Source organism: Gilliamella sp. B2772, assembly GCF_026536985.1.
GTDB lineage: Bacteria > Pseudomonadota > Gammaproteobacteria > Enterobacterales > Orbaceae > Gilliamella > Gilliamella apicola_E.
Window position 1 is genome coordinate 214,557 of record NZ_JAFNNB010000002.1, and the last position, 23,481, is coordinate 238,037.

Sequence of the window (23,481 nt, forward strand, 5' to 3'; positions counted from 1 at the left end):
TTGCTAAGCTTTAAATGATTACCTAATCATTCAGAAATCGTTTATGTAAGAAATAAACTAAAAGCTATAAATTGCTCAGGATAATAACATTAAAAAAATGCAAAAAAAGTGATCTAGTTAACATTTTGTGAAATCGATTACATTTTTATTAAATTATTTTGGGTAAGTTAAATAACATCCAAATAAGTTATATCAAAATTCAATATGTGCCTAATTGAAATAGTAATTCATAGTATTTTAAATAAGTTTTAGGTAATGAATTTTATACAATTAATAGATACTTATGAAAATTATTATCTATTTTGTGGTATCGATTACATTTTGGGGCGAAATTAAAATAACAATTTTAAATGGGTCTGATATTTATAGATTGCCTAATGATTTGAAACTTAAAGTCATATCGGCAATCTAATCTGAATTTTATTGAAACTCTTTTAGCCTATTTTCAAAATGTTGCCATGGGTAGAATCCATCACTGTTTTGTTCTGCATTAAGCAACTTAAGTTGATAATGTTGTGGTGGATTATTAATATCAATAGCTTCACCAGTAAATAGCTGATCAAAACTTTGGTAGACATATTCAGCTTTGAAGAAGTATTCACCTGATGGTAGATGGCGGTAACGTTGAAATATAACCATTCCGCCAATTGGTGTATTTTCAAATTGATTAGGCAGTTGATATTCAGCAAAATCCAAAGCACCGAGCAGTGCAGCAATAGTACTATCATGACCAACCAATAAATTGACTTTATGAGATTGACTGTGTATTAAATCATCTATCTTATTGATTAATAATTTACTAATACTTCGTGCAATCGTTTTAGAGTGAAAAACTAAGTTAATATAGTGGTTACGAATTTGTATTATTTGTTGCCATTGTTCTTGGCTGGTTATTCTTCCCCAAGCAATTTGTTCTTTAGGAAATGCAGAGTAATACTGTAATAAAAAAGCATCAACGGCACAAATTCCAATTGCTAATGGTCCATGTAATTCGGGTTCTTCATTTTTCACAAAATGAAGCTCATAAGGAATATCAGCAAAATCACATTTAAGTTCAGAATATAATTGCGAATTTTTATAATCTAATATATCCGACACGATTTGATAAGCCGGCGCTAAATTTTTGAAAATTGATGCTGCTTTGTCTGCATCATTAATATCTTTTAAGACTTTTTGTTTAATTTCTGGGGAGTCATCTTGTACACTTGGATCAAAAATAGGATCCATTTTTTCGATGGTATATTTGTGATGAACAGGTATGTCATAACCAGCATAAGCACCGCCAACTAAGAATTGAGCCGTAGCTACTGTTCTTTGAAGGCTATTTGCATAAACATATATATCAGGACTCTCTGGTGAGAGCTTAATATTTCGTTGCTCTAGCCATTGTGATAGATAATGTCCAAAAAACGTTTCTAAAACGGCGCCTCGTGTTGTTAGATAACCATAAGCATGATCCCAAATTGGCCATTTAAAAGGGCTTGATTTTTCTAAGAACGCTATCGTGTTTTCTAATGGAGTACGTATGCCATGGCGACTTAGTATAACGACTTTGTCTAACTGATATTGAGTGTTGTTCATTTAGTTATCCATCCTTGTTCATGCAAATAAGTTAAAATGAAATCTCTTTGCCCTTTGATAATTGTTTCAGCAATTTTATCACTCCAACCACTTGCTTTTTGATTTGTCTGTCGATGACTATAGTATTCACTCATTTGAGTATCGTATTTTGCTAATAGTTGATCATTTATTGGTTGATAGTAATTTTCAAAAAACACTAATTCTTTCGGTAATCTTGGTTTTATTTCTGGATTTTGATCAGGATGACCGATACAAAGCCCAAATAAAGGAAGGACATATTTAGGTAATGCTAGTAATTCGGTAACTTTCGAAATATTATTGCGTAATCCACCAATGAAAACTGTCCCTAAACCTAATGACTGTGCTGCAATAACGGCGTTTTGCGCCATAAGTGCCGTATCGATACAGCCAACTAAAAGCTGCTCAGCTTTTTCAAGTGGAATAGTTGAATCAATTTGAAAGTGGCGATTAAAATCGGCACAGAATACCCAAAATTCAGGAGCTTGATTAATATAACTTTGCTCTCCTGAATAATGTGCTAGCTTTGAACGCTTATCGCTGTCTGTAATTCGGATAATTGTGGTGCATTGTAGAAAATTAGAGCTCGGAGCCGATTGTGCCGCTTGAAAAATTGATTCCAACTGTTCATTAGTCAGTGGTGTTGATTTATAAGACCGAATTGAGCTGCGCTGACAAATTAAATCGATTGTCTCATTTTGCATATTGGCTCCTAGGCACCATTATTTTTTTATAAATTGCAAATCCCAAACACCATGCCCTAGATTTTGCCCACGTTTTTCAAACTTGGTAATAGGTCTGTCATCAGGTCTCGGGATATAGTCATTTGATGTAGATAAATTTTTAAACCCATCAGCTTGACTTAATACTTCAAGCATATGCTCAGCATAATGTTGCCAGTCAGTAGCTAAATGTAATACTCCATTAACTTTTAATTTTTCATGAATTAATTTAACAAATTCAGGTTGAATAATTCTGCGTTTATTGTGCCTTGCTTTATGCCAAGGGTCAGGGAAGAAAATTTGAACTTTATCTAATGATTCATTAGTTATCATATTTTCTAATACTTCAACTGCATCATGACACATTACTTTTAAATTGGTTAATTTATTTTCTTCGATTGCCATTAAGCAAGCGCCTACGCCTGGTCGATGGACTTCAATACCTATAAAATTTTTGTCTGGCGAGGATTTTGCCATCTCAATCAATGATGCACCCATACCGAAACCGATTTCTAGAACCAGCGGTTTGTCATTTTCGAAAGTGATTTGTGAGTGTGCATTATATTCAATGCCATATATAGGCCATAAATGAGTTAAAGCCTGTTGCTGCCCTTTAGTTAAGCGGCCTTGTCTCAATACAAAACTACGTATTGTTCGTTTAGATTCTATCTCTTGATTATTCGTTTTTAATTGTTCACTCATTGTGTGTCTGCTGTTAGTATTAAATGATTTATCAAGGTAATTATTCACCTTTGTGGTACAGTATTTTAACCGATTTTTAATCTACTTCAAAAAAACATCATATTAACTTATATTTCTATATATTATTGTGATAGATATAAAATATTTGTAATAATTTTTTATAATGTAGTTGAGGATGATCTGTAAATGATTATATAATTATCACTCCGATTTAACCGATTACGTTTTATGTAATCATGATTACATGCTTGAGGATTTCTCGTGCCTGATATGAAGCTTTTTGCTGGTAACGCCACACCCGAACTAGCAAAACGTATAGCTAATCGTCTTTATACTTCTCTTGGTGATATTATTGTTAGCCGTTTTAGTGATGGTGAAGTCAATGTCCAAATTAATGAAAATGTCCGTGGTGAAGATGTTTTTATTATCCAATCAACTTGTGCGCCTACAAATGACAATTTAATGGAATTATTAGTAATGATTGATGCGATGCGTCGAGCATCTGCCGGTCGTATTACTGCTGTTATTCCTTATTTTGGTTATGCAAGACAAGATCGTCGAGTGCGTTCAGCCCGTGTGCCTATTACAGCTAAAGTTGTTGCAGACTTTTTATCAACTGTTGGTGTAGATAGGGTTTTAACGGTTGATCTTCATGCTGAACAAATTCAAGGCTTTTTTGATGTACCTGTTGATAACGTATTTGGTAGCCCTGTAATTTTAGAAGATATGCTACAACGTGATTTTGAACGCCCAATCGTGGTATCACCAGATATTGGTGGTGTTGTTCGTGCACGTGCAATTGCAAAACTTTTAAATGATACTGACATGGCCATTATTGATAAACGTCGTCAACGTGCAAATGAAGCAGAAGTGATGAATATTATTGGTGATGTAGCCGACAGAGATTGTATTTTAGTTGATGATATGATTGATACTGCCGGGACACTTTGTAAAGCGGCTGATGCATTGAAAGCTCGTGGTGCAAAACGTGTTTTCGCTTATGCAACTCACCCTATTTTCTCAGGAAAAGCGGTAAGTAACATTAAAGATTCTGCCATTGATGAAATTGTAGTTTGTGACACAATTCCATTAACAGCAGAAGTGAAAGCATTGAAAAATGTACGCCAACTTACATTATCAGGTATGCTTGCTGAAGCAATTCGACGTATTAGTAACGAAGAATCAATTTCAGCAATGTTCCATCAATAATCTTTTTTTCTGAATTAGATAAATGCCCCTTCTAGGGGCTTTTTTGCTAATAATAATTGACGACAGACTATTATGACAACAATTAAACTTATTGTAGGTTTAGCTAATCCAGGTAACGAATATGCTGCAACTCGCCATAATGCAGGAGCTTGGTATGTAGATCTTCTTGCTGAACGTTATAACCAACCGCTAAAAATTGATCCTAAATTTTTTGGATATAGCTCACGGATTAATATTCATGGTCATGATGTCCGTTTGTTAGTACCAACTACCTTTATGAATTTAAGTGGTAAAGCTGTTCAAGCAATGGCTTCTTTTTATCAAATTCAGCCCGATGAGATATTAGTTGCTCATGATGAGTTAGATCTTAATCCAGGTATTGCTAAATTGAAATTTGGTGGTAGTCATGGCGGTCATAATGGATTGAAAGATATTGCAAATAAACTTAGCAATAATTTGAATTTTTATCGGTTAAGAATTGGTATTGGACACCCTGGTGATAAGAATAAAGTAGTTGGTTATGTATTAAATAAACCATCTAAACCAGAACAAGATTTAATTGATAAAGCAATCGATGAATCAGTATATTGCACAGATATCTTACTGAAAGATGGAGTAGAAAGTGCAATGAATCGTTTGCATTCATTCAAAGCTTAAATTTGCTAAGATTAATATTTTCTTTAATCAACAAAATTTAAAAAAAATCCACCTGATTAACAGGTGGATGACAAATCACGTATTTATTCCAGACTAAGAAAATAAGTGAGTAACGTTACCACCTTTTTCAGCAATTTTCTTCATAACTTCTTTAATCAACCATGTATTCATTGCTGCTGTATCGTCTGTACTACCGGTATAATTAAGTTCAGTTGCTAATTTTTTACGTGCATCTAAACTGTTATCAATACCTAATAATTTCAATAAATCAACAATTGATGTCTTCCAGTTAAGTTTTTCAGGAAATTTTTTAGCTAAATTATCTAAGATTGACATCACATCGATTTCAGAAATTGGGTTTTTATTTTCTGATGTATTTTGTTGATTTTGTTCAGTATTACTATTTGTGTTGTTACTTGATGTGTTGCCTTTAACGGTGTCAGTGATTTTATCAACTTGCTCTTTCACTGCATCTTTTGCATGACCTACAGCGGCTTGTGCGCTTGGAAATATTTTAGAAAAAATATTATTTAAGATACCCATTTTACACCCCTTATGTTTAAACTGCTTATTAAAAAACTGCTTAACGATATAGATGTAGAAAATATCCCCTAAAGTATAGCTGTTAAATATAAATTGTGTCAAAGCAACAATGAACCAATAGCATTTTTTGTGATAATGCTATTAGGGTTTTAGAAATATATTTTTATTCAATAGCTCATATTTTCAAATTAATTAAAGCTATCGACAATCAAAAAAACTTATTATACCAATTTGAGAAAGTATTGTGATATACATCACAAATTCAATAAATAACTCAATACAGCGACTAAAAATAATAGTAGTATTTGGTTCACCAATTATTGGTTATATTTTATTTGAATAAATAATTGGATAGACAGTAAAATTTCTTTCTTTAATATGATATTTTTTAAGCAGTGCTTATTCGGCTATCTTTTTGGTGTTGCTTTAAATAAAAAATATCGATAATAAATATTTAAAATCATGATTTAAAATAAAGACATTCTAACTATATAAAAACAATAGCGTGTATATCACGCTATTTTTATGTTCAAATTAAAAAAAGCCCAATATTATGGGCTTTTCTAGTCAAAGGCGATTAGTCTTTATTCAAAAAATGCACGTCTAATCGCATATTCAACGCCGCGAATTTCCGCTAAACCTCTTAAGCGTCCTATTGCAGAATAACCTGGATTGGTTTTCTTTTTAAGATCGTCAAGCATTTGGTGACCATGATCAGGACGAACTGGTATTAAACGTTTGATTCCCGCTTTTTTACGTCGTTCTTCTTCAGCAATAAGCACTTTAATTACGCCATACATATCAACATCACCTGCTAAGTGATCACCTTCGTGGAAAGATAATGGATTATCTTCACGAACTGTTGCGCGCAAATGAATAAAGTGAACTCTATCAGCAAATTTTTCAGCCATTGTAACTAAATCATTATCGCTACGAACGCCATAAGAACCAGTACAGAAGCAGAATCCGTTATGAATGCTATCAACTGTTTCTTTTATCCACTGCATATCTTCAATAGTTGAAACAATGCGTGGTAAACCTAAAATAGGTCTAGGAGGATCATCAGGATGAACTGTCAGAACAACGCCAACTTCTTCGGCGACTGGAACGATAGCTTTCAAGAAATAAGCATAATTCTCACGTAATTTAGCTTTATCAATACCGTCATATGTTGCAAGATGTGCTCGAAATTGATCTAGTGAGTAACCTTCTTCGGCACCTGGTAACCCAGCGATAATATTTCCAACAAGTTTATCTTTATCGGCTTGCGTCATATTTTCAAAATATTTTTTTGCTGAAATCTGATCTTCTTGTGAATAATCTTTTTCGGCATTAGGTCGCTTTAAAATATGAATATCAAATGCAGCAAAAGCAATTTGATCGAAACGTAGAGCTCTTGAACCGTCAGATAATTCATAACCTAGATCGGTGCGAGTCCAGTCTAATACTGGCATAAAATTGTAACAAACAGTATCAATACCACAAGCGGCTAAATTACGAATTGATTGTTGATAATTGGCAATATGTTGTTCAACGTTGCCAGAATGGGTTTTAATTTCTTCGTGAACAGGAATACTTTCAACAACTGACCAAGTTAGACCTTTGTCTTCAATCATTTTTTTTCGTTTTTTAATTTCGTCGATTGTCCAGATTTCACCATTGGGAATATGATGTAAAGCTGTAACAATTCCTGTTGCCCCTGATTGTCTAATATCGTCCAATGATACAGGGTCGTTAGGTCCAAACCAACGCATTGTTTGTTCCATTTAAATTCTCCTCAAAGATACTTCATTTACAAAATTATTCTAAAATGAAGATCCATAAACAATGCATATTTGTTTCTATTGGTTAACGATAGTGACCGGTATAGAGTCAAATAAATAACCATCAAAATTTGGATCTTCACTGTCAGAAACAGTCATTAATGTTTGTTTAACATTTTCTAAGTGCTGCCACATAGCATGGCGTGCAGCCATTGCATCTTTTAACTGTAATGCCTGTAGAATTTTTTCATGATCATATAACCATTTTTTTCGATAACTATGATCGGTTATTCTACTTTGTAGTTGGTCCCACATTTTACTTGATGAACGTTTTGTCCATAGATCTTCTAATAACCGCTCAAGTATTGAGTTCTTTGTGGCTCGAGCTATTGCAATATGAAACATTTCATCAGCACTATAGTCATCAAGTACATCTTGTTCTAAAATTTGACGTTCTTGTTCTAATATAGCTCTTAACTCTACAATATCAGCTTTTACAATTTGTGAGGCAGCAAAAGCGGCAATATTACTTTCAATTAATTGTCTCGCTTGTAATAATTCAAAAGGACCAAAATCCTCTTCTTCTATTTCCCTGTCTTTTTCAGACAGGAACTCGCTTGGTAAACCAATTACATAAACACCAGAGCCTTTTTTTACTTCAACTAATTTTTCAAGCTCTAACATAATTAATGCTTCTCGAACTACCGTTCTGCTAACATCAAAGGTCTCAGCAATATCTCTTTCTGGTGGTAGACGGTCACCAATTTTAAAAGTTCCACTTTTTAATAACAATTTTAACTCATTACCAATTTCTTGATAGAGTCGTTTGCCTCTTGGCATAATCTATAATCCTCAGAATACTATTAAGTTTATTGAAGATAATTATACGCTAATTATTAAACTCCTCTAAGTTAATAATAAAAGAAATCCATTACATCTTTAAATTGGTTTACCAATATTGTCGGCCATTATAAAGATTTTAGCAAACATCCCTATAAAATAAACCAAAAAATGTGACGCGAATCACAAAAATTGAAAAATAAAGATGAAAATTTTGTCAACAAATGAAAATATGTCTAACCAATAAATATTGCAGTTAGTTAATTACGGTGTATAACATGTTGAATTTATTAGAAATACCACAATCAATCAAAAATAAACCTTTATACAATAGGGAGAAAATGACCGCTCGTATTGTACATATAGGTTTTGGTGCATTTCACAGAGCACATCAGGCACTATTTACTGATCGTTTATTGAATAAAGGTAATAGTGATTGGGCTATCTGCGAGGTAAATATTGTTGGTGGTGAAGAGTTAATCAATGATATTAGAAAACAAGATCATCTATATACAGTGCTTGAAAAAGGTGCGACATCTAAACAAGCCTATATTATTGGAAGTGTAAAAGAATCATTACTAGCACCAACAGACGGTATTGAAACAATTTTAGAAAAAATGGCTGATCCTATTGTCGAAATTGTTTCATTAACGGTAACTGAAAAAGGTTACTGTATGTTGCCTGGTGGAACTGGTTTGGATTTGAATAATGAATTAATCAAAGCAGATTTAGCTTCTCCAAGTAAACCTATGTCAGCACCAGGTGTTATTGTTGAAGCTTTATATAGAAGAATGCAAAGAGGATTGAAATCATTTACGGCCTTATCATGCGATAACATGCCAGAAAATGGTTTAGTTTTGAGGAAAGCTATTTTAGATTTAGCAAATGCTCGCGATCCAGAGCTTGCTAAATGGATTGAAAGTAATACAACTTTCCCTTGTACAATGGTTGACCGTATTGTTCCTGCTGCAACATCTGAAACCTTAGAAGAAATTCAAGATGTATTAGGTGGAATGTATGATCCGTGTGGTATTGCTTGTGAGCCATTTATTCAATGGGTTATTGAAGATAATTTTGTCACTTCACGACCTAATTGGAACGAAGCTGGTGCTGAATTTGTTGATAATGTAGTGCCATATGAAGAAATGAAACTTCGAATGCTAAATGGTAGCCATTCATTTTTAGCCTATTTAGGTTATTTAGCTGGTTATGAGCACATCAATGATTGTATGAATGACGAAAATTATAAAAAAGCGACTTTATCGTTAATGATGCAACAGCAAGCACCAACCTTAAATGTTCCACCGCATGTTAATTTACAACAATATGCTGAAAAACTTATTGAAAGATTTAGTAACCCATCCCTAAAACATAGAACATGGCAAATCGCTATGGATGGTACACAAAAACTACCGCAACGCATACTTGATTCTATCCGTTGGTATATTAAACATAATTCTGATTTTTCATTACTAGCTTTAGGGGTAGCTGGTTGGATGCGATATGTTGGTGGTATTGATGACCATAAACAAGTAATCGATATTCGCGATCCAATGGTTGATGAGTTGAAAAAACTTGTTGCTGAGAGTGATGATGGGGTAGAAAGAGTTAACTCGTTATTAAGTTTAGAAGCTGTTTTTGGACCAGATTTACCAGCCAATTCATTATTCAGAGAAAAAATAACAGAACATTATCTTTCTTTAATGAAAAAAGGTGCCAAACAGACTATTAAGGATTTAGCTTTATAAATTGGAAAGAAAAACAATGAAAAAATTCTTAGATGATAACTTTTTGTTACAAACTGATGCGGCACAAAAGCTTTATTTTGATTACGCTGAAGATCAACCTATATACGATTATCATTGCCATTTACCACCAAAAGATATCGCTGAAAATAAAAATTTCCGTAATTTAGCTGAAATTTGGTTAGCTGGTGATCATTACAAATGGCGAGTGTTACGGACAGCTGGAATTGATGAAAAATATATCACAGGTGATGCATCTGACTATGAAAAATATCTTACTTGGGCAAAAGTTGTTCCTTTAACGCTTGGAAACCCGATTTACCATTGGACTCATCTAGAGTTAAAAAGACCATTTGGTATAAAAAATATTCTTCTTAACGAAAAAACAGCTGACAAAATTTGGTCTGAGGCTAATGATAAATTAGCGACTGCTGAATTTTCAACCAGAGGTATTTTGACACAAATGAATGTCAAAGCAGTAGGAACAACTGATGACCCTATTGATTCACTTGAATATCACAAACAAATCGCTTTAGATGCTTCATTTAATACTAAAGTAAGACCAAGTTGGCGACCAGACAGAGTTTTTAAAATAGAACTAACAGGCTTTGTTGATTATATTGTTGAATTAGGAAAAGTAACTGATATTGAAATTAATAGTTTTGAAAAATTACTTTGTGCGTTAACCAAACGATTAGATCATTTTGAACAACATGGTTGTGAAGCTGCAGATCATGGCATCGAAATTCTCCGTTATGCTGATATTCCTTCGGAAAAACAGCTTGATCAAATAATAGTAAAACGTCTTGCTAATCAGTCCCTTTCTGAACTGGAAATTGCACAATTTAGTACAGCAGTACTTGTTTGGTTAGGTAAGCAATATCATAAACGTAATTGGGTTATGCAATTACATTTAGGAGCTTTGCGTAATAATAATCAACGAATGTTTAAAATACTTGGTCCTGATGCTGGGTTTGACTCGATTGGCGATAGCCCCATTGCTGAACCACTTTCTTCATTATTAGGTATTTTGGACTTAACTGATGAACTTCCTAAAACTATTTTGTATTGTCTAAACCCTCGTGATAATGAGGTCTTAGCGACTATGGCTGGTAACTTTCAAGGTTCAAATATTGCAGGAAAAATTCAATTTGGTTCGGGCTGGTGGTTCAATGACCAAAAAGATGGAATGGAACGTCAGATAATGCAACTTTCTCAAATGGGATTATTAAGTCAATTTGTCGGTATGTTAACTGATTCCCGTAGTTTTTTATCATTTACAAGACATGAATATTTTAGGCGAATTCTTTGTAATATGGTGGGGAATTGGATGGAAAATGGAGAAATTCCTGAAGATTTTGACTTAGTTGGCAACATGATTAGAAATATTTGTTTTAACAATGCAAATCATTATTTTTCTAAATAACACGAATTAACAATAAATAAGATGAAGGAAATAAAATGAGAACAATTCCAAAATTTCGGTGGTACATGATTTTACTTGTCTGTGCTATTACAATAATCAATTATCTTGATCGAACGGCATTAGGCGTTGCCGCGCCGACAATTTTAGAAACCACAGGTATTACTAAAGAGCAATATTCTTGGATTGTTAGCGCATTCCAGTTAGCGTATACGATAGGTCAACCTATCATGGGCTTTTTTATTGATACTATAGGTCTAAGACTTGGGTTTGCTATCTGTGCGGTAATTTGGGGATTAGCAACCATGGGTCATGCATTGACAGGTACATGGCAAGGTTTAGCTTTCATGCGCGGTGTAATGGGCTTTAGTGAAGCATCAGCTATCCCAGCAGGAATAAAAACTGCCTCTATATGGTTCCCTGCAAAAGAAAGAGGGATCGCATCAGGTGTGTTTAATATGGGGACATCTTTTGGTGCTATGTTAGCTCCCCCTCTAATCGCTTGGTGTATTTTATTCCAAGGTTGGGAATTTGCTTTCGTTGTTTCTGGTTCGTTAGCATTAATTGCTGCTCTTGCTTGGTTTATTTTTTATCGTGACCCTAAAGATTCAAAAATATTGTCTCCTGAAGAAAGAGAATATATTGAAGCAGGTCAAGAAAAATATTTAGACAATGATAAAGAAAAAGTATCTTTAAAAACGATCCTTACTCAGCGTAATTTCTGGGGTATTGGTATTGCACGTTTTCTTGCAGATCCAGCTTGGGGGACAATCAATTTTTGGGTGCCAATTTTCTTCGTTGAAACATTACACTTTAGTTTAAAAGAAATTGCTATGTTTGTTTGGCTACCGTTTTTGATGGCTGATCTAGGCTGTTTAGCAAGTGGTTTTGTTGCGAAGTTTTTTAATGACCGTGGAATATCATTAATCAATTCAAGATTGATCACCTTTACCATCGGCGCTGTGTTAATGATGACCATTGGTTTTGTTAGTATTGTTGAAAACCCATACTTAGCGGTATTTTTAATCAGCCTTGGTGGTTTTTCACATCAATTGTTATCTACTGTTGCATCAACTTTAGGCGGCGATTTATTTAAGAAAAATCAGGTTGCTACAGCAGTTGGGATGGCCGGTGCTTGTGCTTGGACAGGTCAATTAATATTTAACCTTTTTATTGGTGCATTTGTAGGCATAATTGGTTTTGGTCCTTTCTTTATTGCATTAGCTTTCTTTGATGTAATCGGTGCAATTGTGCTTTGGACATTTATTCGCGAGAACCAAGTTAATCAAAGTACCACTAATTAATCATAACTAGATAACTAACAAATAATTAATAATAACTAACATAGGTAGGATCAAAATTTTTGATTCTACCTATTTTTTTGAAATTGAATAATTATTTTAATTAGCCTTATTATTTATTTCATTTTTAATAGTTCAAATAATGTGTAAATATTATTTTTTTACACGACTTTTTTGAATAGATCAGGTAAATTATTGAGTATTGAGTTATTTATATTAAAAATAGATTTGTTTTAATTTTAGCAAGAACTAAGGATGAGCCTAATTCATGCGTGATAATGAGCCAAAAATGTTGACCAGCCTTTTGTCACAAGGGGCTTTATTATCCCAAATAAAAGAAAGGACATTAGCACTGACTCAATTAACGAAGGTTATTGATGAATTGCTTCCAGCACCGTTGAATCAGCAATATAGAGTCGCAAATTATCGTCAAGGTATTCTTATTCTTGAAGTTAGTTCAGCTAACTGGTTAACAAGAATAAAATACGAACAAAGTAATTTGATTTCAGGTATACGTCAAAAAATCTTACCTTCGTTATCCTCTATTCAATATAAGATTAATCCCACTATTGCGACAAATAACTCACAATTAGTTAATTTTTCAAATAAGAATGCTAAAATTAATAATGTGATTACGATTCAAACAGCAATATATTTAAATGCTTTGGCTGAGCAAGCACCTGAAAAACTAAAAAAACAATTGATAAAACTTGCTAACCATGCAAAATAAGCTAAACAATATTTAGAAATAATAAATGAAAAGATACAGGAGTGAAATATGGATAAAAGTATGATGACCTATATTATCATCGGCCTAATAATTGGTTTTATTGTGGGTATAATTTTCATCAATTTTGTTTCTCAAAAAGGACGTAAATATGCCAAAGTTAAACGCGAATTGGAACAAGCCCAAGAAGAATTAGCATCTCAAAAACAGATGATGGTTAAACATTTTTCTCATAGTGCTGAAATATTGGATAATATGGCCAAAGATTTTCGTCGCTTATATCAACATATTGCTGAAACTTCTGGGCAATTTGTAACTTCTGATGATATGCCTATGATTGATTTAGAAGCCGTCAATAATGATATCAGTGTCAAAAATGAATTAACACTTGAAAAGCAGCCTAAAGACTATTCAGATAATCCTTCAGGATTATTCAAAAATGATGAAGTGAAATCTTAATTAATTTTCAACATTTCTTAGTTTTATTAGGCTATTTATGTTTTAAATATCAAATTTCTTAAATAAGAGAGTTTTATGATGAGTCATTCTTTACGAAAACCAAAAAAATTATTAAGTATAATTGCATTAAGTTTAGGTTTAAGTTTAGCTACATTATCTAATGCCAATGCGGCATTCCCATTTTTACCAACGGATAATAACCAACAACAACCATCGTTGGCACCAATGTTGGAAACCGTTTTACCTTCGGTAGTAAGTATTAAAGTTGAAGGCACTGCTCAAATGCAAAATAATATGCCGGAAGAATTTAGACGATTTTTCGGCTATCCGGATAGTCAATCTAGGCCTTTTTCGGGATTAGGTTCTGGTGTCATTATTGATGCTGAAAAAGGTTATATTGTTACCAATAATCATGTAATTGATAGCGCCGATAAAATTACGGTAGTAATAAATGACGGTCATGAATATCAAGCAAAACTAATTGGTAAAGATCCACAAAGTGATATTGCTTTATTGAAAGTGGATAATGCAAAAAAATTAACCTCAATCAAACTTGCTGATTCAGATAAAACACGAGTTGGTGATTACGTTGTTGCGATTGGTAATCCATTCGGTATCGGTCAAACTGTTACTTCTGGTATCATTTCTGCGTTAGCTCGTAGTGGGTTAAGTATGGATGGCTTTGAAAATTTCATTCAAACTGACGCGTCAATTAACCAAGGTAATTCCGGTGGTGCTTTAGTTAACTTAAATGGTGAACTAGTTGGGATAAACACTGCTATTATTGCGCCAAGTGGGGGTAATGTAGGAATTGGTTTCGCTATACCTAGTAATATGGTTAGAAGTTTGACTTCTCAACTTATTGAGTATGGTGAAGTTAAACGAGGAGTTTTAGGTATAAAAGGTAATGAATTAACATCAGATATTGCTAAAGCTTTTGACCTTGAAGTACAAAAAGGTGCTTTTGTTAGTGAAGTTATAGATGATTCTGCTGCAAAAGAAGCAGGAATTAAATCTGGTGATGTCATCATTTCTATGGACGGTAAACCGGTTGATAGTTTTGCAGAGTTACGCGCAAAAATCGCGACAACTGGAGCTGGTCGTACAGTTAAATTAGGTTTGATTCGAGATGGCAAAGAGATTTCTGTTGAGGTTAAATTGAAAAACGGTGATGCATCCAGTACCGAAGCAAAATCTTTACATCCAGCACTTGAAGGTGCAACACTTGTTAATGGTGATATAAAAGGACAAAAAGGTGTATTAATTGAGAGTATTGTTAAAAACTCTCCTGCTTCACGTTTAAGTTTACAAGAAGGTGATCTTATCACTGGGGTCAATAAGTCTAGAGTTAATAGTATTTCTGAACTACGTAAAGTGATTGATAGCAATCCTTCTGCAATCGCTTTAAATATTGTCCGAGGAGATAGCCGTTTATATCTTATCTTACGCTAAGTAATTATATAGCTAAAAATCGTCGATGCTTTGCATCGACGAAAACTTCATTTTAACCATCAGTTAGATATGATAGAATCCTATCAACTATTCTCATCTTTATAATAATTATGCTTAAAAAGTTTCTTTGGCCAATATTAATTGGTGGTGTGTTAGCGATAGTATTACTCATTATTTTCCCTTCTTTAAGAAATGGAACACAATCAGATTTTTCTAGATCTATTTTTAATGAAGAACCTATGAGTTATTCTGACGCGGTTAAGATTGCTGCTCCAGCAGTAGTAAATATCTACAGTCGATCGATTAATTCTGTTCCAAAACAATCACAAGATGGCCCAATTACACCGCTAGGTTCTGGTGTAATTATGAGTGAGTATGGCTATATCATTACCAATTATCATGTTGTTGATGGAGCTGAACAAATTATTGTTGCCTTGCAAGATGGTCGAATTTTTGAAGCATTACCTGTAGGTTCCGATAAGTTGGTTGATATTGCTGTGCTTAAAATAGAGGCAACTAATATCCCGGTCATACCTATTAATTCTAAACGAGACCCAAAAATTGGTGATGTTGTTTTAGCTATTGGTAATCCATACAACATCGGTCAAACGATTACCCAAGGTATTATTAGTGCGACAGGGCGTGACGGATTAAGCCCATATCGTCGACAAAACTTTATTCAAACTGATGCATCGATTAATCATGGTAATTCAGGTGGAGCTTTAGTAAATACTAAAGGTGAGTTGGTAGGCATTAATACATTAACATTTGCTAAAAATCTCGGTAATGATGTTCCTGAAGGAATTGGTTTTGCCATCCCAACAGCATTAGCCGTTAAAATAATGGATAAATTAATTCAAGATGGGAAAGTGATTCGAGGCTATATTGGCATTGATGGGTTAGAATTCGCCCCAACGCAAAATCCTAGTGATTTACCGAAGGTATTAGGTATATTAGTTACCAATGCTGAAGGACCTTCATTACAGGCTGGCGTTGAAGCAAATGATATATTAATTATGGTTGATAATAAACCAGTAAAATCCATAGTAGAAACTATGGATCAAATTGCAGAGTTGAAACCAGGAACAATCGTCCCCATATTAGTTTTGCGAAATGGAGAAAAGATTGAACTTCAAGTAACTATCGGGCAATTACCGGTTTAGATTGGTCGATTATTACTTGATTATCTTTCATATAGGACGTATAATTCGCACCCTTATCATGTTATTTAACACTCGTATGGTGTATAGATTTTGCGATTAAGCCGTTTATATAGCGATACGAACAAACTTTAGAGGTTTATTATGAAAGAAGGTATCCATCCAGAATACACTGCAATTACAGCAACTTGTTCTTGTGGTAACACAATTAAAACTCATTCAACTATTGGTCATGATATTCATCTTGACGTATGTGGTGAATGTCACCCGTTTTATACTGGTAAACAACGTGATGTTGCAACTGGCGGACGTGTTGATAAATTCAAACAACGTTTTGCAATGGTTGGTGGTAAAAAATAGTTTTACTAAACTAACGTTGTCAAAAAGGCGCTTTAAGCGCCTTTTTTGTATCTACTATTCTATTTTAATTCAATCATTCGTCGATTAAATCCGGATCGATGCCTAAATCTCTCATCATTTTTTGTGCTTGTTGTGGAATTCCATCATCACGATCTTTCTGAAGATCTTCATCACAAGGGAGTGGTTGACCAGTATAAGCGTGTAAAAAGGCTTCACATAATAATTCACTATTCGTTGCATGACGTAAGTTATTGACTTGTCGCCTTGTTCGCTCATCAGTTAATATTTTAAGTACTTTCAACGGAATTGAGACTGTAATTTTTTTTACTTGTTCACTTTTTTTACCATGTTCAGCATAAGGGCTGATATAATCGCCGTTCCATTCCATCATATTTTTCACCAAATCACATCACAAATAATGTGGGTAATTTTAGCGTTTTTTTTATTTAGCTGCAATCTATACACCAAGATAGTTAGACGTCTAGACATGTTGACGTCTTTTTTTATTGTGCTATTCTTATACAATTATTAGATATATAAAATGCTTGGTAGGAAGGTTGTTATGGCTAGTGATTCTAAAAATCTAAGACAAGGTGCTAATTTTAGCCAAGGCACGATAGCTGTTCGTGGTGGAATTAATACAGATGATCAATTTGGTAGCGTAGTTCCTGTTATTACGCCTTCAACATGTTATCGTTATGAAGAGTTTGCAACACCGAGGAAGTTTGATTATGGTCGCAAATCCAATCCAAGTAGACGATTAGTCGAAGAAACCGTTGCTAAATTAGAAGATGGGGCGGATGCTATTTTAACTAATTGCGGTATGTCAGCAATACATCTAATTAGCGTTGCCTTACTTAGTCCAAATGATGTTGTTGTTGCGCCTCATGACTGTTATGGCGGTAGTTATCGATTATTTAATAGTTTGAGTCAAAAAGGCTATTTTAAAACAAAATTTGTTGACCAATCAGATTCTGTTGCTTTGAAAGAAGCACTTAGCTTAAAACCTAAATTAGTCTTAATTGAATCACCAAGTAACCCTTTGTTACGAGTTGTCGATATAGAAGCGATCACTCGACAAGCTCATGAGGTTGGTGCTTTGGTTTTAGTCGATAACACTTTTATGACACCAATTTTACAAAAACCATTGGAGCTTGGTGCTGATATTGTTAGCCATTCTTGTACTAAGTTTTTAAATGGCCATTCAGATTTACTCGCTGGAATATTGGTGTTTAAAGATCAACAATTAGCAACGGATGTACTATGGTGGGCCAATAATATCGGAACATCTACCTCGTCATTTGATAGTTATTTGTTATTACGTGGTTTAAGAACGCTAGCAGCAAGAGTTAAATTACAGCAAGAAAATGCGCAAAAAGTGGTAGAATTTTTAGCAAATCACCCTAAAATTGCAAAAGTTTTTCATCCATCATTACCTTCAAATCTTGGACATGATATTGCGAAAAGACAACAAAAAGGTTTTGGTTCACTGCTAAGTTTTGAATTAGCAGGTGATGCTAATGTTATGCCGAAATTTTTAAATGCACTCAATATATTTACATTAGCCCAATCACTTGGTGGTGTGGAAAGTTTAATCTGTCATCCTGCAACTATGACTCATTCAGGAATTAGTGCTGAAGCACGTAAAACCGCAGGTATATCCGATCAATTATTACGTATTTCGGTTGGTCTTGAAGATATCAGTGATCTTCTTAATGATTTAGAACAAGCACTAGCTCAAATCTAAATTTTATCTGCTGATCAATAGGATTGAGAAATAATTGATTTTATCAATCCTATTTTCCTTTACTTTCATAATAATGCACTATTTTACTTTTTGACTAACTAAAGTGGTTAAATTAGTGTTTATATTTGCCTCAAAAACCCCGTTCCTCAACTCAAAAATTCAATATCACTCCATATCTATAAATCATCTAATTTACATTAAAACTGAATTATTATCAGGCTAATACAGTGATGTAGTTCATATTTGAAGTTATGACAAGAGATTAGGCAAACAATTATTCCCAGTATAGCTGTTTGTTTCAACAACTATCATGATGGGCTTTTTTAAAGCCCATCCCTGTTTTTAATCTTTAATGCCATTATCTTTGATGACTTGCTGATACCAATAAAAACTATCTTTTTTAATTCGATTAAGTGTTTTTAAGTCATGATCATCTCGATCAACATAAACAAAGCCATAACGTTTTTTGAAACCTTGATGAGAACTTAGTAAATCAAATACTGACCATGGACAATATCCAAATAGTTCAACCCCATCTTCAATTGCATCATGACAAGCTAATATGTGCGATTTGATATAATCAATTCGATAATCATCATGTACTTTATTGTCAGCAGTTAATGTATCTGGAGTACCTAATCCATTTTCAGTAATAATTAATGGTAAACGATATTGGCGATAATATTCATTTAATACTAGTCTCAACCCCATCGGGTCAATTTGTGCGCCATAAGTAGAAGCGGTTAAATTTGGGTTTTTCTCGATCTTGAAATAGCCATATAGATCGAAATCAATATCTTTTTCTTTAGTGCCAAATGGATGAGCATCATCTTCCGGTAAATAGCTTGCGACTAATGTTCGGTAGTAATTTACGGCAATAAAATCCGGTTTAGCTTGTTTTAATATTTCGGCATCTTCTGGTTGTGTGATAGGGTAGATACCACAACGTTGCAAATAATGTTTATAGTATCCCGGATAATCACCAAAACAGTACATATCTAGGGCATAATTAGTTTTAAAATTATCATTCATTTTAGCTGCCCAAACATCCATTGGTTTATTACTTGCAGGATAGGTCATGGTGGATGATACCGCTGGTCCTACTTTGCTTCCAGCAATTAGTTCATGACAATCATTTGTTGCCATCGCATGAGCAACAAACATGTGATAATCCATTTGAGCTCTCACTTTTTCTGTGTCGCCTGGTGCGACTTTGTACATGTTCATTCGTTCATTAACACGAATCATCAAATTTTGTTCATTATTGATTTGCCAGTTTTTTACCCGATCACCAAATGCTTTATAGCAGACCTGAGCATAGCGTCTAAACGCATCGACACAACGGCGGTCTTGCCAACCATTATATTTATCAACTAAGGCAAATGGTAAATCAAAGTGATAAAGAGTAATAAATGGAATGATATTATTTTTGATTAATTCGTTAATTACTCGATTATAAAAATCAATTCCAGCTTGATTTATTTCACCGTCCCCATCAGGAATAATACGTGCCCATGATATTGAAAAACGATAAGTTTTTAATCCCAATTCTTTAAACAAAGCAATATCACTCTCTACATGATGATAGAAATCACTGGCAACTTTGCTATCGGCTTGCACTGCAGAGCGTTGAAATGAGTTATAATCAGCAACGGTCATCCCTTTTCCATCAGCATCCCATCCACCTTCAATTTGAAAAGCAGAAGATGATGCTCCCCACCAAAAATCCTTAGCAAAAGCTTTCATATATTAACCTCTAAACTTGAATAAATAATAAATTGTCTTTTTTACTGACGTGATCTTCTTGACAATATTCTATATTTTTATATTGATCCGAATTAACGACAATAACCGAAGTCGTTAAATCGAATTCTTTTATTTTATCAATATCAAATGAAACTATTTTGGTTCCTTTTGTAATGTGTTGGCCTGCTTGTGCATAGGATTTAAAATATTTACCTTGTAATTTAACGGTGTCAATTCCAATGTGAATCAACAGTTCAATACCATTATCTAATGTTAGACCAATAGCATGTAAAGTAGGGTAGAGTACTGATACTGTACAATCCGCTGGTGCAACTATTTCTCCTACCTTAGGATAAACCGCGATCCCTTTGCCCATCGCTCCTGAAGCAAATACTTCATCTTTGACTTGATTTAAGGCAATGACCTCACCCTCAACAGGCGATAGAATAGTTGTATCAGTGGTTAATGGAGTTTGAATTGTTTTTGATTCTTTTTCGTTTGGTATGTCATTAAATCCAACAATCATTGTCATAATGCATGAACCAAAAAATGCAAAGCCTATACCAATTAAATAGCATAAGAACGCTTTTGTACCTGCTTCCGCATAAACAGGTATTGTTAATACCCCTTGGTTGGCAAAGGCTGTACCATAAGATCCTCCCCAACCCATTAATCCTCCAGCAAGTGCACCACACACAACCGCACAAATCATTGGTTTTTTCAATCTTAAGTTAGCGCCATAAATCGCTGGTTCGGTAATGCCGAACAAGGCTGTGATTGTTGCCGATGCGGCAACGGTTTTTAAATTTTTATTTTTGGTTTTGAAAAATACACCTAATGCGGCTCCAGCTTGTGAAAAGTTCGCCGCTCCAGCGAAAGCAAGTAAGTTCTGGCGTCCAGTTTGAGCTACGTCATTAATGCCGATTGGTACAATAGCACGATGTGCGCCAAAGATGACTAAAATACACCATACACCACCAATAAATGCTCCTAATAATATAGGGCTAACGCCCATAATGTAGTAATAGATCCAGTTTATAAATTCGCCAATATAGATGCCAATAGGACCGAAAATAAGTAAAGTAGCTGGTATCATGATAAGTAATGAAAAAGTTGGCACCATGATAATTTTTAATACTTCAGGGATAATATATTCCAAAAATCTTTGTACATAACTTAAAATAAATACCGCTAATATAATTGGGATAACGCTAGACGTGTAACTTGCTTTGGTTAATTCAATGGTAAACAGAGTGACTTCAGTTTTACTAGCCATTAAATTGACAACTGATGGATAACATAATGTTGCACCAATTATCATCGATATAAATTCATGAGCTTTAAATACTTTAGCAGCGGTATAGCCAAGTATTATTGGCATGAAGTAGAAAACTGCATCTGATGCAGCATGTAAAATCGTGTAGGTGTTATAAGTTTTGATATCAGTTTGATAGTAATAATTACCTATCATAACCGCTATAGCTAAAATTCCCTTTAACATACCTGATGCTGCAATAGCTGGGATGATTGGTGTAAAAATAGCTGCAAAAGCATTAAGTATTTTTACCCCTAATGAAACTTTAGGTTCCGTTTGATTACTTTGTTCTAACTCACCAATTAGAGGAAGGAGTTGCTCATAAATTTTGGTGACTTTATTGCCTAATACTACTTGGTATTGACCACTACTTTCAACAACGGAAATCACACCTTCTGTCTGTAATAATTTTTCGCGATTAGCTTTTTTACTGTCATTTAATTGAAACCGTAAGCGAGTAAAGCAGTGTGTTAAGTTGATAATATTCTCTTTACCGCCTACTAATTCAAGTATTTGCTGTGCAATTTTTTGATAGTCCATTATTTTCTCCATTACTTAAAGAATGGTTATTCATTGATAAAAAAGCTTAATACACTAAAAATTATCATTATTATATAAATCATAAAGTTAAGATGTTTGTATTATGAATTTAGTAAGATCAATTTTTATCACTTTTTAATTCACTTCAAGCTAGCATAGTTTAAAAAATTAGACAAGTTTGTCATAATGATTGCTAAATAATTTATTTAGATATATTTTTAGAGCAAAAATTATCAGTATTAAAATTGTGGATAAATGAAGTCAGCCAAGAAGAAGTCTTATTTATTGTTGTGTATTGTGTTTTTTTTCTGGTATGCACAATATATCTATATTCCTTATCAAACCCCTTATCTTGCGGCGATAAATATATCGACTACTATGATCGGAATGGTGGTTAGTGCTTATGGATTTTCGCAATTATTCTTAAGATTGCCGGTTGGTTTATTAGCCAATGTAAAAGAGAAACATAAAATTTTTATTGTATTAGGCACCTTTTTTGCTGGAATTGCATCGGTGATTCGTATTATTGAACCGAATGGAACTGGTTTTCTCGTTGGTAATATAATTTCAGGTTTCGCCAGTGCAATGTGGATCTCTTTTATGGTGCTTTTTTTAGGTTTTTATCCCAAATCTAAAAAAGGGTATGCAACTAGTTTAATTATAATGGTTAATAATCTAGGTGTGTTTTTAGCCTTTTTAACAAGTACATTATTGTATGATTATATTCATATGGTAGGAATTTGTGTGCTCAGTTGCTTTAGTGGGTTATTGGCTTTTATTTTAGCAATAAAGCTAAAATATCCGGAAAAGATCCATCATGATTTTAACTATCATCTTTTGTTTAGCGCATTATGTAATCGAAAATTATTGTTTTTCTCATTTCTTGCTTTAATTCAGCAAGGGATTCAAATGTCTACCACAATGTCTTTTACTAATCAGATATTGAGTGATTTAGGGGGGAATGCCTTTTTAATTGGCATTTCTTCAATTGTCTATATGTTATCTTCAGTTCTATTTGCTAAATTGGGGGCGACTAAGTGGATTAATCTGATGAGAATTTCAAGCTGGGTAATTTTATCTTTTCTATTACTAGCACTTTATTGTATTTTAGTACCTCAGGTCTCTTCTGTTTATATTATTCTTCTATTGCAAATTATCCCTGGTATAGGGACGGGTATACTATTTTCGTTTTTAAATTTTGAAGCGATGATAGATGTGCCATCGTATGCCCGTTCTGCTGCCATGGGATTATTTCAAGCTATTTATGCACTAGGTATGACGCTATTTCCAATTATTGTTGGAATAATTAGTTTGAAATGGTCGATGATAATCGCCTATTTTGCCTTAGCCGGTATAGCAATAATAGGCGCAATTTTATCAATGATTTACTGGTTAAAATTTAGAAAGTAGATCACTTAAAATTTTATATAGTGACACACTATCTTATTAGTTAAATGGTTTTACTATTGAA

At 33.7% G+C, this 23,481-nt stretch carries 21 protein-coding genes; 12 read left to right on the forward strand and 9 right to left on the reverse strand.

Annotated features, from left to right (window positions below):
• Positions 1-420: 420 nt before the first annotated feature.
• The 3 genes from J3T98_RS06190 to trmB are packed head-to-tail and all read right to left on the reverse strand — an operon-like array spanning position 421 to position 3,023.
• Entirely contained in the window at positions 421-1,581 is a 1,161-nt protein-coding gene (locus J3T98_RS06190; protein WP_267362401.1) for a histidine-type phosphatase, read from the reverse strand.
• Entirely contained in the window at positions 1,578-2,303 is a 726-nt protein-coding gene (nfsA, locus tag J3T98_RS06195) for an oxygen-insensitive NADPH nitroreductase (RefSeq protein ID WP_267362402.1), read from the reverse strand. Before nfsA ends, J3T98_RS06190 begins: the two co-directional genes overlap by 4 nt.
• A gap of 18 nt (positions 2,304-2,321) precedes the next feature.
• Positions 2,322-3,023 (reverse strand): tRNA (guanosine(46)-N7)-methyltransferase TrmB, encoded by a 702-nt coding sequence (gene trmB, locus J3T98_RS06200; RefSeq protein ID WP_267362403.1) that lies wholly within the window; start codon positions 3,021-3,023, stop codon positions 2,322-2,324.
• Positions 3,024-3,284: 261 nt separating this feature from the next.
• Between trmB and J3T98_RS06205 the strand changes: the two genes are divergently transcribed.
• Both J3T98_RS06205 and pth read left to right on the forward strand, forming a co-directional pair.
• Positions 3,285-4,232: a ribose-phosphate pyrophosphokinase gene (locus J3T98_RS06205; protein ID WP_086319756.1), complete on the forward strand. Its 948-nt coding sequence runs from the start codon at positions 3,285-3,287 to the stop codon at positions 4,230-4,232.
• Between the two features lie 72 nt (positions 4,233-4,304).
• Complete coding sequence (gene pth / locus J3T98_RS06210; protein WP_324123931.1) at positions 4,305-4,889, forward strand: aminoacyl-tRNA hydrolase; 585 nt, start codon at positions 4,305-4,307, stop codon at positions 4,887-4,889.
• A gap of 93 nt (positions 4,890-4,982) precedes the next feature.
• Here the strand turns inward: pth and J3T98_RS06215 are convergent, their stop codons facing one another.
• The 3 genes from J3T98_RS06215 to J3T98_RS06225 form a co-directional block, all read right to left on the reverse strand.
• Positions 4,983-5,432, reverse strand: a complete 450-nt coding sequence (locus tag J3T98_RS06215) for a DUF3597 domain-containing protein (RefSeq protein WP_065563636.1) — start codon at positions 5,430-5,432, stop codon at positions 4,983-4,985.
• Positions 5,433-6,016: 584 nt separating this feature from the next.
• Positions 6,017-7,198: a mannonate dehydratase gene (gene uxuA, locus J3T98_RS06220; RefSeq protein ID WP_065734695.1), complete on the reverse strand. Its 1,182-nt coding sequence runs from the start codon at positions 7,196-7,198 to the stop codon at positions 6,017-6,019.
• A 75-nt stretch (positions 7,199-7,273) separates the two neighbouring features.
• Positions 7,274-8,035 carry a GntR family transcriptional regulator gene (locus J3T98_RS06225; RefSeq protein ID WP_065734694.1) on the reverse strand — a complete coding sequence of 254 codons (762 nt, stop codon included), beginning with the start codon at positions 8,033-8,035 and terminating at the stop codon, positions 7,274-7,276.
• Between the two features lie 278 nt (positions 8,036-8,313).
• Between J3T98_RS06225 and J3T98_RS06230 the strand changes: the two genes are divergently transcribed.
• From J3T98_RS06230 to rpmE, 8 genes are all read left to right on the forward strand, one after another.
• Positions 8,314-9,783: a mannitol dehydrogenase family protein gene (locus J3T98_RS06230; RefSeq protein WP_267362404.1), complete on the forward strand. Its 1,470-nt coding sequence runs from the start codon at positions 8,314-8,316 to the stop codon at positions 9,781-9,783.
• A 16-nt stretch (positions 9,784-9,799) separates the two neighbouring features.
• Positions 9,800-11,206, forward strand: coding sequence for a glucuronate isomerase (gene uxaC, locus J3T98_RS06235; protein ID WP_065563632.1), 1,407 nt, complete (start codon positions 9,800-9,802; stop codon positions 11,204-11,206).
• Positions 11,207-11,241: 35 nt separating this feature from the next.
• Entirely contained in the window at positions 11,242-12,507 is a 1,266-nt protein-coding gene (locus tag J3T98_RS06240; RefSeq protein WP_065563631.1) for an MFS transporter, read from the forward strand.
• Positions 12,508-12,772: 265 nt separating this feature from the next.
• Positions 12,773-13,234 carry a DUF721 domain-containing protein gene (locus J3T98_RS06245; RefSeq protein WP_267362405.1) on the forward strand — a complete coding sequence of 154 codons (462 nt, stop codon included), beginning with the start codon at positions 12,773-12,775 and terminating at the stop codon, positions 13,232-13,234.
• Between the two features lie 48 nt (positions 13,235-13,282).
• A complete protein-coding gene (locus J3T98_RS06250) occupies positions 13,283-13,690 on the forward strand; it encodes a YhcB family protein (protein ID WP_065563629.1) in 408 nt (135 codons plus the stop codon).
• Between the two features lie 78 nt (positions 13,691-13,768).
• Entirely contained in the window at positions 13,769-15,142 is a 1,374-nt protein-coding gene (locus tag J3T98_RS06255) for a Do family serine endopeptidase (RefSeq protein ID WP_065563750.1), read from the forward strand.
• 110 nt (positions 15,143-15,252) lie between these two features.
• Positions 15,253-16,305: an outer membrane-stress sensor serine endopeptidase DegS gene (gene degS, locus J3T98_RS06260; RefSeq protein WP_065563628.1), complete on the forward strand. Its 1,053-nt coding sequence runs from the start codon at positions 15,253-15,255 to the stop codon at positions 16,303-16,305.
• 141 nt (positions 16,306-16,446) lie between these two features.
• Positions 16,447-16,662: a 50S ribosomal protein L31 gene (gene rpmE, locus J3T98_RS06265; RefSeq protein ID WP_065563627.1), complete on the forward strand. Its 216-nt coding sequence runs from the start codon at positions 16,447-16,449 to the stop codon at positions 16,660-16,662.
• A gap of 73 nt (positions 16,663-16,735) precedes the next feature.
• Here rpmE and metJ read toward each other — a convergent pair whose 3' ends face one another.
• The gene (metJ, locus tag J3T98_RS06270) at positions 16,736-17,053 is read right to left on the reverse strand and encodes a met regulon transcriptional regulator MetJ (protein WP_065563626.1); all 318 of its coding nucleotides are present in this window, start codon (positions 17,051-17,053) and stop codon (positions 16,736-16,738) included.
• A gap of 171 nt (positions 17,054-17,224) precedes the next feature.
• On the opposite strand from metJ, the gene metB reads away from it, so the two are divergent.
• Positions 17,225-18,409: a cystathionine gamma-synthase gene (gene metB, locus J3T98_RS06275; RefSeq protein WP_267352978.1), complete on the forward strand. Its 1,185-nt coding sequence runs from the start codon at positions 17,225-17,227 to the stop codon at positions 18,407-18,409.
• Positions 18,410-18,751: 342 nt separating this feature from the next.
• On the opposite strand, the gene J3T98_RS06280 is transcribed toward metB, so the two are convergent.
• Together J3T98_RS06280 and J3T98_RS06285 are read right to left on the reverse strand one after the other, a co-directional pair.
• Positions 18,752-20,155, reverse strand: coding sequence for a glycoside hydrolase family 1 protein (locus J3T98_RS06280; protein WP_267362407.1), 1,404 nt, complete (start codon positions 20,153-20,155; stop codon positions 18,752-18,754).
• A 10-nt stretch (positions 20,156-20,165) separates the two neighbouring features.
• The gene (locus tag J3T98_RS06285; protein ID WP_267362408.1) at positions 20,166-22,010 is read right to left on the reverse strand and encodes a beta-glucoside-specific PTS transporter subunit IIABC; all 1,845 of its coding nucleotides are present in this window, start codon (positions 22,008-22,010) and stop codon (positions 20,166-20,168) included.
• Between the two features lie 255 nt (positions 22,011-22,265).
• Between J3T98_RS06285 and J3T98_RS06290 the strand changes: the two genes are divergently transcribed.
• Entirely contained in the window at positions 22,266-23,420 is a 1,155-nt protein-coding gene (locus tag J3T98_RS06290; RefSeq protein WP_065734687.1) for an MFS transporter, read from the forward strand.
• Positions 23,421-23,481: the final 61 nt, after the last annotated feature.

Excerpts from the sequence above, each read along its gene's own strand:
- metJ (WP_065563626.1), bottom strand. The coding sequence starts at position 17,053 with ATGATGGAATGGAACGGCGATTATATCAGCCCTTATGCTGAACATGGT.
- J3T98_RS06190 (WP_267362401.1), bottom strand. The coding sequence starts at position 1,581 with ATGAACAACACTCAATATCAGTTAGACAAAGTCGTTATACTAAGTCGC.
- pth (WP_324123931.1), top strand. The coding sequence starts at position 4,305 with ATGACAACAATTAAACTTATTGTAGGTTTAGCTAATCCAGGTAACGAA.
- J3T98_RS06290 (WP_065734687.1), top strand. The coding sequence starts at position 22,266 with ATGAAGTCAGCCAAGAAGAAGTCTTATTTATTGTTGTGTATTGTGTTT.
- degS (WP_065563628.1), top strand. The coding sequence starts at position 15,253 with ATGCTTAAAAAGTTTCTTTGGCCAATATTAATTGGTGGTGTGTTAGCG.
- rpmE (WP_065563627.1), top strand. The coding sequence starts at position 16,447 with ATGAAAGAAGGTATCCATCCAGAATACACTGCAATTACAGCAACTTGT.
- J3T98_RS06245 (WP_267362405.1), top strand. The coding sequence starts at position 12,773 with ATGCGTGATAATGAGCCAAAAATGTTGACCAGCCTTTTGTCACAAGGG.
- J3T98_RS06215 (WP_065563636.1), bottom strand. The coding sequence starts at position 5,432 with ATGGGTATCTTAAATAATATTTTTTCTAAAATATTTCCAAGCGCACAA.
- J3T98_RS06250 (WP_065563629.1), top strand. The coding sequence starts at position 13,283 with ATGGATAAAAGTATGATGACCTATATTATCATCGGCCTAATAATTGGT.
- J3T98_RS06225 (WP_065734694.1), bottom strand. The coding sequence starts at position 8,035 with ATGCCAAGAGGCAAACGACTCTATCAAGAAATTGGTAATGAGTTAAAA.
- nfsA (WP_267362402.1), bottom strand. The coding sequence starts at position 2,303 with ATGCAAAATGAGACAATCGATTTAATTTGTCAGCGCAGCTCAATTCGG.
- J3T98_RS06255 (WP_065563750.1), top strand. The coding sequence starts at position 13,769 with ATGAGTCATTCTTTACGAAAACCAAAAAAATTATTAAGTATAATTGCA.
- uxuA (WP_065734695.1), bottom strand. The coding sequence starts at position 7,198 with ATGGAACAAACAATGCGTTGGTTTGGACCTAACGACCCTGTATCATTG.
- J3T98_RS06230 (WP_267362404.1), top strand. The coding sequence starts at position 8,314 with ATGTTGAATTTATTAGAAATACCACAATCAATCAAAAATAAACCTTTA.
- J3T98_RS06285 (WP_267362408.1), bottom strand. The coding sequence starts at position 22,010 with ATGGACTATCAAAAAATTGCACAGCAAATACTTGAATTAGTAGGCGGT.
- trmB (WP_267362403.1), bottom strand. The coding sequence starts at position 3,023 with ATGAGTGAACAATTAAAAACGAATAATCAAGAGATAGAATCTAAACGA.
- J3T98_RS06240 (WP_065563631.1), top strand. The coding sequence starts at position 11,242 with ATGAGAACAATTCCAAAATTTCGGTGGTACATGATTTTACTTGTCTGT.
- J3T98_RS06280 (WP_267362407.1), bottom strand. The coding sequence starts at position 20,155 with ATGAAAGCTTTTGCTAAGGATTTTTGGTGGGGAGCATCATCTTCTGCT.
- uxaC (WP_065563632.1), top strand. The coding sequence starts at position 9,800 with ATGAAAAAATTCTTAGATGATAACTTTTTGTTACAAACTGATGCGGCA.
- metB (WP_267352978.1), top strand. The coding sequence starts at position 17,225 with ATGGCTAGTGATTCTAAAAATCTAAGACAAGGTGCTAATTTTAGCCAA.